The organism is Streptomyces sp. CB02366, assembly GCF_001905905.1.
Lineage (GTDB): Bacteria > Actinomycetota > Actinomycetes > Streptomycetales > Streptomycetaceae > Streptomyces.
Map to the genome: position 1 here is coordinate 81,239 of NZ_LIVT01000007.1, position 13,295 is coordinate 94,533.

Sequence of the window (13,295 nt, forward strand, 5' to 3'; positions counted from 1 at the left end):
TCTCACCCCTTCGGCCCGCCCGGCGAGAGCCGGAACGGGCCGAAGGAGCCGGGGAGGGGGTCAGCGGGATCCGGGCCGCCCGACGAGTTCGCGCAGCACGTCCTCCATCGTGACCATGCCGGCCAGCCGCCCGTCCTCGTCGAGCACGGCCGCCAGGTGGGTCCGGCTGCGGCGCAGCGCGGTCAGCACGTCGTCCAGCGGGGTCGCCGCCCGTACGCGGGCGATCGGCCGCATCGCCGACACCGGGAAGGGGACGTCGCGGGGCACCGCGTCCAGGGCGTCCTTCACGTGGAGGTAGCCGAGGATGCGCTGCTCGCGGTCCATCACCGGGAAGCGGGAGAACCCGGACTCGGACGACAGCCGCTCCAGCTCCTCCGGAGTCGTGCCGACCTTGGCGTACAGCACCCGGTCGACCGGCATCACCACGTCCCGCACCGGCCGGCGCCCCAGCTCCAGGGCGTGGTGGAGGCGCTGCGCCGAGCGGTCGTCGACCAGTCCGGCGTCCCCGGCGTCCTGCACCATCCGGGCCAGCTCGTCGTCCGAGAACGTCGCGGACACCTCGTCCTTCGTCTCCACCCGCAACAGCTTGAGCAGGGCGTTGGCGAACGCGTTGACGGTGAAGATCACGGGCCGCAGGGCACGGGCCATCGCCACCAGGGGCGGGCCCAGCAGCAGGGCGCTGCGCGCGGGTTCCGCCAGGGCGATGTTCTTGGGGACCATCTCGCCCAGCAGCATGTGCAGATAGGTCGCCACGCTGAGCGCGATGACGAACGACAGCGGGTGCACCAGCCCGTGCGGCACGCCGACCGCGTCGAAGACCGGCTCCAGCAGATGGGCGATGGCCGGTTCGGCGACGATGCCGAGCACCAGGGTGCAGAGCGTGATGCCGAGCTGGGCGGCGGCGAGCAGCGCGGAGACGTGCTCCAGGCCCCAGATGACACTGCGGGCCCGCCGGTCGCCGGCCTCGGCCTCCGGCTCGATCTGACTGCGGCGCACCGAGATCAGGGCGAACTCCGCGCCGACGAAGAAGGCGTTGGCGACCAGCGTGAGCAGGCCGATGAAGAGCTGGAGAACGATCACCGTCCGTCCTCCGTTCCCTCGTCGGGCCCCGGCGCCGGGGCGTGCAGCAGAGCCCGCGCCGCCCGGCGGCCCGAGGCGTCCACCACGTCGATCCGCCACCCCTCCAGCTCGACGCTGTCCTCCGCCGTGGGGATCCGGCCCAGCTCCGCGGCGACCAGCCCCGCGAGGGTCTCGTAGGGCCCGTCCGGCACCCGCAGCCCGATCCGCCGGAGCTGGTCGGTGCGCGCCGCTCCGTCGGCCGACCACAGAGTACGGCCGTCCGCGTCCTCGCCGGCGGCGGCGAGGTCGGGCGTCTCGTGCGGATCGTGCTCGTCGCGGACCTCGCCGACGACTTCCTCCACGATGTCCTCCAGCGTCGCGACCCCGGCCGTACCGCCGTACTCGTCGATCACCACGGCCATGGCGAGCTTGCCGGACAACCGGTCCAGCAGCTTGTCCACGGTCAGCGTCTCCGGCACGAGCAGGGGCTCGCGCAGCAGTTCCGAGACGCGGGTGCGGGGGCGGCGGTCGGCGGGGATCGCCAGGACGTCCTTGATGTGGGCCACCCCGACCACGGAGTCCAGGCTGCCCCGGTAGACGGGGAAGCGGGACAGACCGGTCGCCCGGGTGGCGTTGGCGACGTCCTCGGCCGTGGCGTGCACGTCGAGCGCGGTCACCTGGACGCGCGGTGTCATCACGTTCTCCGCGGTCAGCTCCGAGAGGTTCAGCGTACGGACGAACAACTCGGCGGTGTCCGCCTCCAGCGCCCCCTCCTTCGCCGAGTGCCGGGCCAGCGCCACCAGCTCCTGCGGGCTGCGGGCGGAGGCCAGCTCCTCGGTCGGCTCCAGGCCGAAGCGGCGCACGATCCGGTTGGCGGTGTTGTTGAGGTGGCTGATGAAGGGGCGGAACACGGCGGTGAACACCCGCTGCGGGGTGGCCACCGCCTTGGCCACGGCCAGCGGGGAGGAGATCGCCCAGTTCTTCGGGACCAGCTCGCCGACGACCATCAGGACCACGGTGGACAGCCCCGTACCGATGACGAGCGCCAGGGTGGACGCCGCGGCGGGGGGCAGCCCCGCCGCCTCGACGGGGCCGCGGATCAGCGCGGCGATGGACGGTTCGGAGAGCATGCCGATCACCAGGTTGGTGACGGTGATGCCGAGCTGGGCCCCCGAGAGCTGGAAGGTGAGGCCGCGGACGGCTTTGAGCGCGCTCGAAGCACCCCGGTCGCCCTGCTCGACGGCCCGTTCCAGTTCGCTGCGCTCCACCGTGGTCAGCGAGAACTCCGCCGCGACGAACGCGCCGCAGGCGACGCAGAGCAGCAGGGCGATGAGCAGCAGAAGCACTTCGATCATCGGTTCACCTCCGTCCCATGATCGGGCAGGGGCACGGGGGCCGCGCGGTGTCGGCGGCGTCGGGGGAATCGGCTGCTGGGAGGCTCGCCCATGGACGGACGTTCACACCTTTCGGCAGGGGAGGGGCAAAGGGGCATGTCATCGTAGGCCGTCTGCCCGGCGCAGCCCCGTCCTACCGCGTCCGCGCGGGCCAACCGCCCTCACCGCGTCCCCGACCGCCCTCACCGCGTGCCCGAGGGGCCGGCCGTCGTCACCGCGTCGGCGCGGAGGGCGCCCCCCATCGGTCCGCCAGGGGCTTCACCCAGCGGCTCCACTGCGGTTCGGGCCCGTAGCCCGCCGCGCGCCAGGCGTGGTGGGCCAGGGCGTTGCGGTCGAGGACCATGGCGTCGGCGCGCCGCCCGCCCAGAGCGGTGAACCGTTCCTCCGCCGCCGCGAGAAGGGCGCTGCCCACGCCCTCACGCCGCCGGCCGGGATGGACGGCGAACCGGTAGAGGTGGCACCGCCAGCCGTCGAAGCCCGCGATGACCGTCCCCACCAGCTCCCCGTCCCGTTCGGCGAGCAGCAGCGCCTCCGGATCCCGCTCCACCAAGCGGGCGATCCCCTCGCCGTCGTCGCTGATGCCGGTGCCTTCGGCGGCCGTCCTCCAGAACGCCAGGACCTCGTCCAGGTCGGCCGCGGTCGCGCATCGTACGGTTGTCGAAAGATCGTTCATGGCGGCCATCCCACCACCCGCCCCGGTACGGCATCGACCGTATTCCACGATGCGGTCGCCCCGGAGCCGGGCCGGGCAGCCCTGGTCCAGGACCCGGACGGGGTTCCGGGGCGGCCGGGCCCGGTCCCGTCAGGTGCCCGCCAGTTCCTCCAGCACCGGTGCGAAGGCCTCCATCGCCGGTTCCAGGACGGTCAGGTACGAGAACCCGAACCGCTCGCGCTGCTCCCGCAGCTGCTCGGCGATCCGGCGCACGGTGCCGACCGCGACGATCGGCAGCTCCAGCACCTCGTCCTCGCTCAGATGGGGCATGTGCTCCAGGAGCGGCCGGGCGGCCGACCGCCGGTCGCCGGTGACCGCCACCAGCTGGAGCAGCAGGTTCAGCTCCGCCGGGCTCTCCCGCCGTGCGGCGAACCCCCGGTAGGCGTCGACCCGCGCTTCGAGCTGGTCGGCGGTCAGGGCCGAGAGGGCCCCGTCCTTGCCGGCCGCCGCGCCCGTGAAGGCCACGGTGTCGGCGTACTCGGCGGCCAGCCGCAGCACCCGGTCCCCGTTGCCGCCGATGAGCAGCGGGACGCGGGGCCGCTGCACGGGCGCGGGCAGGTACGCCTCGTCGCGCAGTGCCCGGTCCAGCTCCTGCACCGTGCGGCGCAGGTGGTCCACGCGTCCGCCGGGCGTCAGGAACGGGATGTCCGCCCGCTCGTGTTCCGCGCGGACGTATCCGGCGCCGATGCCCAGCTCCAGACGGCCCGAGGTGAGCGCGTCCGTGCCGGCCGTCTCGCGGGCGAGGAGCGTCGGGTTCCAGAACCCCGCGTTCAGGACGAAGGTGCCGACGCGGGGCCGCTCGGTGGCCTCGGCCGCGGCGACCAGGGAGGGGAAGGGGGCGGGCATGTCCAGGTGGTCCGGGACCAGGATCACGTCGTAGCCGAGCTGCTCCGCCCGGCGGCAGCGGGCTCGCCACCCCGCCCCGTCGGTGGGGGCCATCAGGTTGACGCCGAAGCGGAACGGCCTGGTCATGGGTGCCTCCGTGGGAGAGGAACGGACTAAGTGCTACAGCCACCCACTCTGCCGAGAAGGTGGTCCGTTGTCCGGCGAACACGTGTCTTGGTCCCCTTCCGCCCTCTTGCCGGTGCTAGCGCGCCCGCGCTAGCGTGGGAGGGTGCCCAAGACTCAGCTGAACGTTCGAGTGGACGAGGCCACCGCCGAGGCGGCGCGTCGGCGCGCGCTGCAGAGGGGGGTGAGCGTGAACCGCTACATAGAGGAGCTCGTCCAGCAGGACGCGGGTGAGGTGGGCCACACGTTCGTCGAGGCCGCGGCCGATTTCATGAAGCAGTACGAGTCGGTGTTCGCCGAGGAGTTCGGCCCGGAGCGCGAAGGCGCCCGTTGAACCTCCGGATCGACCTCTCCTGGCTGCTGATGGTGGCCGAGCACAAGACGCCCGGGGATCCGCAGGTTCTCGACTGGGGCGCGCTCGTCGCCGCCGTGGCCCGGCACGACGCGGAGATCTTCGGCAGCGCCGTCTACACCGACCCGCACGCGCGGGCGGCCGCCCTGTTGCAGTTGCTGCTGCACGTGCCCGCCCTCGAACACTCCAACGCGATGTTCGCCTCGGCCGTCGCGTACGGCTATCTCGTCGCCTCCGGGCTCAAGGTCGTCACCTCGCCCGAGCAGGTCCGTGATCTGGCGCTGCTGGTCAAGCAGGGCAAGGCCGACGTCCGGGCCATCGCCGACGAGCTGCGGCAGTGGAGCGTCTGAGAGGGCGCGCGCCGGTCCGGTGAGGGCGGGGGCCCGTGCCGTCACCGGCGCGAAGGCCCCGGGCCCGGATCACCCCTCGGTGAACGGCTTCCGGGCCACCCCCAGGACGCACGGCGACGACGGCGTCTGCGGGCCCTTCTCCGGAATCCGCAGCCTGCGGTACGTGCCCAGTTCGAAGCCCGCCGCCTCGATCGCGGCCAGCGGGTCGCGCGCCGTGTGGCAGCCGCCGAAGAGCACCGGCCACAGCGTCCGGTCGGCCGCCCGTTGCACCGTGGCCAGCGCCCGGCCGGGGGCCGCCCCGTGCTCGAAGAACCGCAGTTCGCCACCCGGCCGCAGGACGCGCCGGATCTCGGCGAGCGCCCGGGGCAGATCCCGCACGGTGCACAGCACCAGGGACGCGACGGCGGCGTCGTAACCCTCGCTCTTCGTCGGGATCGCCTCCGCCGCGCCCGGCACCACGTCCACCGGTACCTCGGCCCGCAGGGCGGCGCGGACGGCGAGCTGCCGCAGCGAGCGTTCCGGCTCCAGCGCCACGACCTCGGAGACGGCGCCGGGGTAGTGGGCGAAGTTCAGCCCGTTCCCCGCGCCGATCTCGATGACCCGGCCGGAAAGCCCCGACAGCAGCTCCTCGCGGTAGGCGGCGACGCCGCCCTTCAGATCGGCGGCCACGCTGAACCGGGCGTAGAACCGGGCGAAGAGCGGATGGTGCACGGCGTCCCGGGGGAGCTTCCCGTTGCGCAGCTGCATGGCGGACCTCCGTGAGGAGTGGACGTGCTGCTCTTCGACGATTCTCCTTCCCCCCGCGGCTTCCCGGTAGCCCTCGCGGGGCCGGTACGCAGGCGTACGCCCGGGTGCGGAAGCGCGGGCCCCGCTACGGAAGCGCGGGGCCGGTACGGGGGCCGGGTGCTCAGTACCGGGGCGGCGCCCAGGTCCCGCCCAGCGCCGGAGCGAGCCACCCCGGCGCGCGCGCCGCGAAGTCGGCGCCCGGCAGCGCGCCCGCCCCCGCCGGCACCGCGCCGAGCAGGGGCGCGCCCGCCGCCACCGGCAGGTCCTCGATGTTGCACCGGGCCGCGAGGTCCGGCTTCGCCGGCATGCTGCCGATGACGACGCCCCGGCACTCCAGCCCCCGGGCCCGCAGCGCCTCGGCCGTCAGCGCGGTGGCGTTCAGCGTGCCCAGGCCGGCGGGGGCCACCACCAGCACCGGCGCGGACAGCAGCCGGGCCGCGTCCGCGAGGGTGCCGCCCTCGTCGTCGAACCGTACGAGCAACCCGCCCGCGCCCTCCACCAGCACGAGATCGTGCTCGGTGGCCAGCTTCCGGGCCGCCTCGGCCACCTCGACCGGCCGCACGGGGGCGAGCCCCGCCCGCCGGGCGGCCGTGGCGGGGGCCAACGGCTCCGGGAACCGGGCCAGTTCGACCGCCGTCACCCGGCTTCCCGCCAGGCGCGCGACCTCGGCCGCGTCGCCCGGCTCCCCGGCGGCGAGCCCGGTCTGCGCGGGTTTGAGCACCGCGACCCGGCGGCTGCCCGCCGCGGCCGCCACAGCGGCGGTCACCACGGTCTTGCCGATCTCCGTACCCGTGCCGGAGACCACCAGAATCATCGGCATACCGCTTCAGCCCTCCCGCGCCGCGGCGCCCACGGCCCGGCAGATCCGCGCCACGTCCTCGTCGTCCGTGACGTACGGCGGCATCGTGTAGACGAGGTCGCGGAACGGCCGCAGCCACACGCCCTCGCGCACGGCGGCGCGGGTCGCCGCCGCCATGTCCACCTCGTGGTCGAGCTGGACGACCCCGATCGCCCCCAGGACGCGGACGTCCACCACCCCGGCGGTCTCCGCGACGGGCGCGAGCCCGGCGCGCAGGCCCGCCCCGATCCGGGCCACCTCGCCCTCCCAGTCCTGCCCCAGGAGCAGGTCCACGGAGGCCGAGGCCACCGAGGCGGCCAGGGGGTTGCCCATGAACGTCGGGCCGTGCGCCAGCACCGGCACCGCGCCGTCGGAGATGCCCTCCGCCACCCGCGTGGTGCACAGTGTCGCCGCCATCGTGAGATAACCGCCGGTCAGCGCCTTGCCCACACACATGACGTCGGGCGCGATCCCGGCGTGCCCGGAGGCGAACAACGTGCCGGTACGGCCGAAACCGGTCGCGATCTCGTCGAGCACCAGCAGCACGCCGTACTCGTCGCACGCCTCGCGCAGCACCCGCAGATAGCCGGGGGAGTGGAACCGCATCCCTCCGGCCCCCTGCACCACCGGCTCCACGACGACCGCCGCCAACTCCTCGGCGTGCGCGGCGATCAGCTCCCGCAGGTGGGCCGTGTACGCGGGGTCCGGTTCCGCGTCGAAGCCGTCCGGCGGGGCGTCCGCGAAGACCTGCCGGGGCAGGGAGCCCGACCACAGCTCGTGCATCCCGCCCTCCGGGTCGCACACCGACATCGGCTGCCAGGTGTCCCCGTGGTAGCCCCCGCGCCAGGTCAGCAGCCGCTGCTTGGCCGGACGACCGGCCGAACGCCAGTACTGCAGGCACATCTTGACCGCGACCTCGACGGAGACGGAGCCCGAGTCGGCGAGGAAGACGTGCTGGAGCGGTTCGGGGGTGATCTCCACCAGCCGGACCGCCAGCCGGACGGCGGGCTCGTGGGTGAGCCCGCCGAACATCACATGGCTCATCCGGTCCAGCTGGCCGCGTGCGGCCTCGTTGAGGACCGGGTGGTTGTAGCCGTGCACCGCCGACCACCAGGAGGACATGCCGTCCACCAATTCGCGCCGCCCCTCGACGGGTTCGGCGAGCCGGAGCCGTACCCCGGAGGCCGACTCCACGATCAGCGGCTCCTGGCGGCCCGGCATCGGGCCGTACGGGTGCCACACATGGGCGCGGTCCAGCGCCCGCAGCTCGTCGGGGGCGTACGGCTTCGGGGCGGCGGTCCGGGGGAGCGCGGGGGCGTACGGTTCAGGCATTGGGGGCGAGATCCGTTCCCGCACCGCGTCGGCGCACCGCCACCAGATCCGTACGCGCCACCCCGTTGTCCTCGCCGCGCGTCGCGCCGTCCGCGCCCGTGCCCGGCGCGGGCTCTGCGGCCTCGGCGGTCGCCGGCTCCCGGTCCCCGTGGCCGCCGCAGGGCCCGCAGCCCCCGGCGGCTCCGGAGTCCGCGTGCGAGCCGCAGCCCGCGGGCTGCGTGCCGCAGCCGGCCGGGGCGTCGGTCCGGTGGCGCGGCAGCGTCGTCGTGCCCGCTCCCTCCACCTCGAAACCGGCGTCCGCGATCATGTCCAGGTCGGCCTGGCCGGCCTGGCCCTCGCTCGTGAGGTAGTCGCCCAGGAAGATGGAGTTGACGAGGTGGAGCGCCAGCGGCTGCATCGAGCGCAGGTGCACCTCTCGGCCGCCCGCGAGCCGCACCTCGACGTCGGGGCAGACGAAGCGGACCATCGCCAGGATGCGCAGGCAGCGCTGCGGGGTGAGGTTCCACTCCTTGGCGAGCGGGGTTCCCTCGAACGGGATCAGGAAGTTGACCGGCACCGAGTCCGGGTCCAGGTCGCGCAGCGCGTACACCACGTCGACCAGGTCCTCGTCGCTCTCGCCCATCCCGGCGATCAGCCCGGAACACGCCGAGAGGCCCGCGCCCTGGGCCTGGCGTACGGTCTCCACCCGGTCCGCGTAGGTATGCGTGGTGGTGATCGCCCCATACGTCCCCTCGGACGTGTTGAGGTTGTGGTTGTACGCGTCGGCGCCCGCCGAACGCAGCCGGTCGGCCTGTCCCTCCGCGAGCAGACCGAGGCAGGCGCACACCTCGACGCCCTCGTTCTCCTCCTTGATCGCCTCGATGGTCCTGGTGACCCGGTCCACGTCCCGGTCGGTGGGGCCGCGCCCGCTCGCCACCAGGCAGACGCGCTTCGCGCCGCCCGCCACCCCGGCGGCGGCGGCCCTGGACGCCTCCTCCGGCTTCAGCCAGGTGTACTTGAGGATTCCGGCCTTCGAACCCAGCCGCTGCGAGCAGTACGAGCAGTCCTCGGGGCAGAGCCCCGACTTGAGGTTGACCAGATAGTTGAGTTTGACGCGTCGTCCGAACCACTGACGGCGCACCTTCCCGGCGGCGGCCACCACGTCGAGCAGTTCGTCGTCGGAGGTCGCCAGCACGGCGAGCGCTTCTCCACGGGTCGGCAGTTCGCGCCGCAGCCCTTTGTCCACCAGCGTGTTCAGCAGGTCCATGGAAGCTGATCCTGACGTACGGCACCGCCTCCGGCCAAGGAGGAACCGGACAGGAGACCCGGGCGAGGGTGTGTGTATGGCCACACCCTGACCTGCTGCGCGCCCCGCTAGGGTCTGTGGGCTGCCTACAAACGGACCGTTCGCACCGGACCCTCCGCACCGGGCCCGGCCCCGCGGGGCCGCCCGTGGCGGGGCCGTCCGCACCGGCCCGTGCGCACGGGCCGCGCACACCGGGCCGTGCGCACGGCCGTGCCCACCGGACCGACCGCTCGCAGCCGCCCCGCCGAGACCCGCCTACCCGAGGGACCGCCCCATGTCCTACGCCCCGTTCGACTGGATCGACGCCGAGGCCCGAGGCCGGGCCGCCGCCGGACTCGTCCGCACCCTGCGGCCACGCGGCGCGGAGCCGGAGCCGCTGGACCTCGCGAGCAACGACTACCTGGGCCTCGCCCGGCACCCGGAGGTCACCGGGGCGGCGGCCGAAGCCGCCCGCCGCTGGGGGGCGGGGGCCACCGGGTCCCGGCTGGTCACCGGCTCCACCGCCCTGCACGCCGAACTCGAACACGAACTCGCCGCGTTCTGCGGCTTCGAGGCGGCCCTCGTGCTCTCCTCCGGGTACGCGGCCAACCTCGCCGCGTTGACCGCGCTGTGCGGGCGCGGCTCGCTCATCGTCTCCGACGCGGGCAACCACGCCTCCATCGTGGACGGCTGCCGGCTCTCCCGGGCCGAGACCGCCGTCGTCCCCCACGCCGACCCGGACGCGGTCGCGAAGGCGCTCGGGGCGCACGACGGGCGGGCGCTCGCCGTCACGGACTCGGTCTTCTCCGTCGACGGCGACGCGGCGCCCCTCGCCGCGCTGGCCGAGGTCTGCCGAGCCGCGAACGCCGCCCTGCTGGTGGACGACGCCCACGGGCTCGGCGTCCTGGGCGACGGCGGTCGCGGCGCGCCCGCCGCGGCCGGGCTGGCCGGCGGCGGCGGGGTCGTGGCCACGCTCACCCTCTCCAAGTCCCTGGGCAGCCAGGGCGGCGCGGTCCTGGGGCCGGCCCGGGTCGTCGACCACCTCGTCAACACCGCCCGTCCGTTCATCTTCGACACCGGGCTCGCCCCGGCGGCGGCCGGCGGCGCGCTCGGCGCGCTCGCGGTGCTGCGCCGGGAGCCCGAACGGGCGGGCCGCGCCCGGGAGGCGGCCGCCGCGCTGTACTCGCGGCTCACCGCCGCCGGGCTGCGGGCGGTCCGGCCCGACGCGGCCGTCGTCGCGGTTCGCGCCCCCTCGGCGGAGGCGGCGGTGCGCTGGGCGGCCGACTGCCGGGCGGCCGGGACGGCGGTGGGCTGCTTCCGCCCGCCGTCGGTCCCGGACGGCGTCTCCCGCCTGCGGCTCACGGCCCGGGCCGACCTGACCGAGGAGCAGATCGCGGCCGCGGTGGCCACGATCGTCGCCACCGCTCCGCGGCAGGCGGACGCTCCGGTCAGCTGAAGCGCCGCGGCCCGGCTCCGTGCGGGCCGAGGCCATCCAGGAACGTGTTCCAGGCCGCCGCCGAGAAGCGCAGCGGCGGCCGGTCCACGTCCTTGGAATCGCGCACGGCCAGGGCCGCGCCGCCCAGCAGGGCGGTCTCCACGCAGTTGTTCATCCCGGTCGAGCGGCTGCTGCGCCGCCAGCGCGGGGCGTGCGGCACGGCGGACGTCGGCGGTGACGGTGACGCGGCGGACGGTGCGAGACGGTCTGGCATGGCGGCCCCTTAGCTGCGTCCGATCCCGGTGATGAGGTCCAGCGAGCGTTCCGGCGACAGCGCGTGCGCCTGCAAGGTGCGGAAGGCCGAACTGTACGCGTCGAGGTCTTCTTTCCGCTCCAGATAGAGGCTACTCGTCAAGTGGTCAAGAACAACCACGTCCAGATCAGAAATGTTCGGAAAGGAGAAGATAACGAAAGGCCCGGTGAGCCCGACGTACCCTCCGACCGAGAACGGCAGCAACTGCAGTTGAACATGCGGCAGTTGTGACATCCGGGCGAGATGCCGCACCTGGTCCCGCATCACCTCCGGCCCGCCCACCTCGCGGTGGAGCACCGCCTCGTCCAGCACCGCGGTGAACCGCAGCGGAGGGTTCGTACGCAACACCCGCTGCCGGGTCAGCCGCACCTCGACCAGTGAGTCGAGCCGCTCCTCCGGTAAACCGTCCAGCGAGGCGCGGGTCACCGCCCGCGCGTACCCGGCGGTCTGGAGGAGCCCCGGCACGACCGACGTCTCCAGCGTCCGGACCGTACTGGCCTGCGACTCCAGGCTGATGAAGTCGCGGTACTGCGGCGGGATCAGCCCCCGGTAGGCGTGCCACCAGCCCGAACCGCCGCCCCCCGCCGACCCCGCGAGGACTTCCAGCAGCGAACGCAGCCGGGTGTCGCGCACCGCGTAGGCGTCCAGCAGCCGCGATACGTCGAAGGGCGTCACCCCGCTCGCACCCGTCTCGATGCGGCTCACCTTCGACTGGTGCCAGCCGAGCAGCCGTGCCGCCTCCCGGCTGGTCAGCCCGGCGGCGTGACGCAGACTCCGCAGCTCCTCGCCGAGCTTGCGCCGCCGGACGGCGGGGCCGTGCAGCATGGCGGTCTCCTTCTCTGTGGGAAAGGGCCGGTCCGTCGCCGGAGCCCGCCCGCGGAGACGTCAGTGTGCCGCCCGCCCCCACCGCACCGGTCCCGAATTCACCGCTTCGAGCGACAGATATATGCATATCTTGGTCGAACGCCGTTACAGGGAGCTTCATCGATGGCAGTCTGGCGCGAAGCACCATCCCGGTCGGCCGTCGGTCGTCCGGAGCGGGAAAGGGACGGCGTCGCCATGGCAGACCATCAGGAAGCAACCGTCACGCTGCCGAGCGATCCGGCCTCGGTCTCGTCCGCCCGCAGACATGTGGCCAGGACCTTGTCCGAATGGGGCCTGCCCGACGATGCCGAGTTCGCCGACACCGTCCGCCTGATCGTCTCGGAGCTGGCCACCAACGCGGTGCAGCACACCTTCGGCCAGTCGCCCACCTTCACCGTGGACCTGCGCCTCGTGCGCGACGAGGAGCTGTACGTCGGTGTCACGGACAGTCACCCCCGGTGGCCCCAGCGCCTGCCCGCCGCCGTACGGCAGGACAACGGCCGGGGCATGGCCATCATCCGGTCGCTGGCGAAGGAGTGCGGCGGGCGGCTCCGGGTGACCCCGACCGCCGAGGGGGGCAAGACGGTCTGGCTGGCCCTCCCCTGGGCCGTTCCGCTCCAGGGCGCGCCCCGCTGATGCTCAGCCCGCGGGGGCCGTGCCCCCGCGGCCGAAACCACTGCGCAACAGCGCGAGCAGCGTGGCCGCCGCGGCACTCGACCTCTCGCCCCGGTGCACGACCGAGATGGTCCGGCGGAACGACGCGGGCTCCAGCCGCCGTACCGACAGCGGGGCCGGCGCCATCGAGGCGACCATCTCCGGCACCACCGCCACCCCGAGCCCCGCGCTGACCAGCGCGCACACCAGGGCGTACCCCGGCGATTCGCAGACCACCGCCGGGGTCGCCCCGGCCTCGGCGAGCGCGTTCTCCACCCCCCGCCGAGGCGGATGCGTGGGCGCGCTGCTGATCAGCGGCCGTCCCGCCAGCTCCGCGACCGGCAGCCGTCCGGCGCCCTCGGCGAGCCGGTGGCCCACCGAGGTGACCAGTACCAGCTCCTCGACCAGCAGGGGCTCGACGACCACACCCGCCGGGGGAGGGGCGGCGCCCCCCGGTTCGTAGGCATGGGTCAGGGCGAGGTCCACGTCACCCGCGGCCACCGCGGAGATCCCGCCGGGCGGTTCGTGGTCGGCGACCGCCAGCTCGACCTCCGGATGGGCCCGCCGGAACGCGCTCAGGACCGGGGGGAGCAGATGGACGCCCGCCGTCGTGAACGTCCCCACCCGCAGCCGGCCGCCCGAGAGCCCGGCCAGCCGCGCCAGCTCGTGGCGCGCCTGGTCCAGTTCGTCCAGGACCCGCCGGGCCCGGCCCGCCAGCAGTTCGCCCGCGGCCGTCAGCCGGGCGCCGCGGTGATGGCGTACCAGCAGGGCGGCCCCGGCCTCCCTCTCCAGCTTGGCCAGCTGCTGGGAGAGCGCGGGGGCGGTGTAGCCCAGGCGGGCGGCGGCCCGGGTGATCGATCCGGCCTCCGCGACCGCCACGAGCGCGGTGAGGCGCGTCGGATCGTACATAAAGAGTTCCTTCAGCCAGACCCAG

General features: G+C 74.2%; 15 protein-coding genes. 4 read left to right on the plus strand and 11 right to left on the minus strand.

Translation table 11 applies throughout. The features are described 5' to 3' along the window. Positions 1 to 60 precede the first annotated feature (60 nt). The 4 genes from AMK24_RS21265 to AMK24_RS21280 all read right to left on the minus strand — a co-directional run bounded on the left by AMK24_RS21265 (position 61) and on the right by AMK24_RS21280 (position 4,137). Entirely contained in the window at positions 61 to 1,080 is a 1,020-nt protein-coding gene (locus tag AMK24_RS21265) for a hemolysin family protein (RefSeq protein WP_073770410.1), read from the minus strand. Continuing rightward, positions 1,077 to 2,414, minus strand: a complete 1,338-nt coding sequence (locus AMK24_RS21270; RefSeq protein WP_073770411.1) for a hemolysin family protein — start codon at positions 2,412 to 2,414, stop codon at positions 1,077 to 1,079. The genes AMK24_RS21265 and AMK24_RS21270 overlap by 4 nt, the downstream gene beginning before the upstream one ends. Before the next feature lie 250 nt (positions 2,415 to 2,664). Beyond that, positions 2,665 to 3,135, minus strand: a complete 471-nt coding sequence (locus AMK24_RS21275) for a GNAT family N-acetyltransferase (protein WP_073770412.1) — start codon at positions 3,133 to 3,135, stop codon at positions 2,665 to 2,667. A 120-nt stretch (positions 3,136 to 3,255) separates the two neighbouring features. Next, a complete protein-coding gene (locus tag AMK24_RS21280; RefSeq protein ID WP_073770413.1) occupies positions 3,256 to 4,137 on the minus strand; it encodes an LLM class F420-dependent oxidoreductase in 882 nt (293 codons plus the stop codon). 142 nt (positions 4,138 to 4,279) lie between these two features. On the opposite strand from AMK24_RS21280, the gene AMK24_RS21285 reads away from it, so the two are divergent. Together AMK24_RS21285 and AMK24_RS21290 are read left to right on the plus strand one after the other, a co-directional pair. After that, positions 4,280 to 4,507, plus strand: a complete 228-nt coding sequence (locus AMK24_RS21285) for an antitoxin (RefSeq protein WP_073770414.1) — start codon at positions 4,280 to 4,282, stop codon at positions 4,505 to 4,507. Beyond that, on the plus strand, positions 4,504 to 4,875 hold the full coding sequence (locus AMK24_RS21290) for a fic family toxin-antitoxin system, toxin component (RefSeq protein WP_073770415.1): 372 nt from the start codon (positions 4,504 to 4,506) through the stop codon (positions 4,873 to 4,875). Before AMK24_RS21285 ends, AMK24_RS21290 begins: the two co-directional genes overlap by 4 nt. Before the next feature lie 69 nt (positions 4,876 to 4,944). Here AMK24_RS21290 and AMK24_RS21295 read toward each other — a convergent pair whose 3' ends face one another. The 4 genes from AMK24_RS21295 to bioB form a co-directional block, all read right to left on the minus strand. Next, positions 4,945 to 5,622 (minus strand): class I SAM-dependent methyltransferase, encoded by a 678-nt coding sequence (locus AMK24_RS21295; RefSeq protein WP_073770416.1) that lies wholly within the window; start codon positions 5,620 to 5,622, stop codon positions 4,945 to 4,947. A gap of 160 nt (positions 5,623 to 5,782) precedes the next feature. Beyond that, on the minus strand, positions 5,783 to 6,481 hold the full coding sequence (gene bioD / locus AMK24_RS21300; protein WP_073770417.1) for a dethiobiotin synthase: 699 nt from the start codon (positions 6,479 to 6,481) through the stop codon (positions 5,783 to 5,785). A 6-nt stretch (positions 6,482 to 6,487) separates the two neighbouring features. Continuing rightward, complete coding sequence (locus AMK24_RS21305) at positions 6,488 to 7,831, minus strand: adenosylmethionine--8-amino-7-oxononanoate transaminase (RefSeq protein ID WP_073770418.1); 1,344 nt, start codon at positions 7,829 to 7,831, stop codon at positions 6,488 to 6,490. After that, positions 7,824 to 9,077, minus strand: coding sequence for a biotin synthase BioB (bioB, locus tag AMK24_RS21310; protein ID WP_073770419.1), 1,254 nt, complete (start codon positions 9,075 to 9,077; stop codon positions 7,824 to 7,826). The genes AMK24_RS21305 and bioB overlap by 8 nt, the downstream gene beginning before the upstream one ends. 313 nt (positions 9,078 to 9,390) lie before the next feature. Here bioB and AMK24_RS21315 point away from each other — a divergent pair, with 313 nt between their 5' ends. Continuing rightward, on the plus strand, positions 9,391 to 10,551 hold the full coding sequence (locus AMK24_RS21315) for an 8-amino-7-oxononanoate synthase (RefSeq protein ID WP_073770420.1): 1,161 nt from the start codon (positions 9,391 to 9,393) through the stop codon (positions 10,549 to 10,551). Here the strand turns inward: AMK24_RS21315 and AMK24_RS21320 are convergent. Together AMK24_RS21320 and AMK24_RS21325 are read right to left on the minus strand one after the other, a co-directional pair. Next, positions 10,544 to 10,804: a DUF397 domain-containing protein gene (locus AMK24_RS21320; RefSeq protein ID WP_073770421.1), complete on the minus strand. Its 261-nt coding sequence runs from the start codon at positions 10,802 to 10,804 to the stop codon at positions 10,544 to 10,546. The genes AMK24_RS21315 and AMK24_RS21320 overlap by 8 nt on opposite strands. A gap of 9 nt (positions 10,805 to 10,813) precedes the next feature. Continuing rightward, positions 10,814 to 11,668, minus strand: coding sequence for a helix-turn-helix domain-containing protein (locus AMK24_RS21325; protein WP_073770422.1), 855 nt, complete (start codon positions 11,666 to 11,668; stop codon positions 10,814 to 10,816). A 234-nt stretch (positions 11,669 to 11,902) separates the two neighbouring features. Between AMK24_RS21325 and AMK24_RS21330 the strand changes: the two genes are divergently transcribed. Next, positions 11,903 to 12,343 carry an ATP-binding protein gene (locus AMK24_RS21330; protein ID WP_073770423.1) on the plus strand — a complete coding sequence of 147 codons (441 nt, stop codon included), beginning with the start codon at positions 11,903 to 11,905 and terminating at the stop codon, positions 12,341 to 12,343. 3 nt (positions 12,344 to 12,346) lie between these two features. Here the strand turns inward: AMK24_RS21330 and AMK24_RS21335 are convergent, their stop codons facing one another. After that, on the minus strand, positions 12,347 to 13,270 hold the full coding sequence (locus tag AMK24_RS21335) for a LysR family transcriptional regulator (protein WP_073770424.1): 924 nt from the start codon (positions 13,268 to 13,270) through the stop codon (positions 12,347 to 12,349). Between the last annotated feature and the right edge of the window lie 25 nt (positions 13,271 to 13,295).

Excerpts from the sequence above, each read along its gene's own strand:
- bioB (WP_073770419.1), bottom strand. The coding sequence starts at position 9,077 with ATGGACCTGCTGAACACGCTGGTGGACAAAGGGCTGCGGCGCGAACTG.
- AMK24_RS21280 (WP_073770413.1), bottom strand. The coding sequence starts at position 4,137 with ATGACCAGGCCGTTCCGCTTCGGCGTCAACCTGATGGCCCCCACCGAC.
- AMK24_RS21305 (WP_073770418.1), bottom strand. The coding sequence starts at position 7,831 with ATGCCTGAACCGTACGCCCCCGCGCTCCCCCGGACCGCCGCCCCGAAG.
- AMK24_RS21315 (WP_073770420.1), top strand. The coding sequence starts at position 9,391 with ATGTCCTACGCCCCGTTCGACTGGATCGACGCCGAGGCCCGAGGCCGG.
- AMK24_RS21270 (WP_073770411.1), bottom strand. The coding sequence starts at position 2,414 with ATGATCGAAGTGCTTCTGCTGCTCATCGCCCTGCTGCTCTGCGTCGCC.
- AMK24_RS21325 (WP_073770422.1), bottom strand. The coding sequence starts at position 11,668 with ATGCTGCACGGCCCCGCCGTCCGGCGGCGCAAGCTCGGCGAGGAGCTG.
- AMK24_RS21295 (WP_073770416.1), bottom strand. The coding sequence starts at position 5,622 with ATGCAGCTGCGCAACGGGAAGCTCCCCCGGGACGCCGTGCACCATCCG.
- AMK24_RS21330 (WP_073770423.1), top strand. The coding sequence starts at position 11,903 with ATGGCAGACCATCAGGAAGCAACCGTCACGCTGCCGAGCGATCCGGCC.
- AMK24_RS21335 (WP_073770424.1), bottom strand. The coding sequence starts at position 13,270 with ATGTACGATCCGACGCGCCTCACCGCGCTCGTGGCGGTCGCGGAGGCC.
- AMK24_RS21320 (WP_073770421.1), bottom strand. The coding sequence starts at position 10,804 with ATGCCAGACCGTCTCGCACCGTCCGCCGCGTCACCGTCACCGCCGACG.
- AMK24_RS21275 (WP_073770412.1), bottom strand. The coding sequence starts at position 3,135 with ATGGCCGCCATGAACGATCTTTCGACAACCGTACGATGCGCGACCGCG.
- bioD (WP_073770417.1), bottom strand. The coding sequence starts at position 6,481 with ATGCCGATGATTCTGGTGGTCTCCGGCACGGGTACGGAGATCGGCAAG.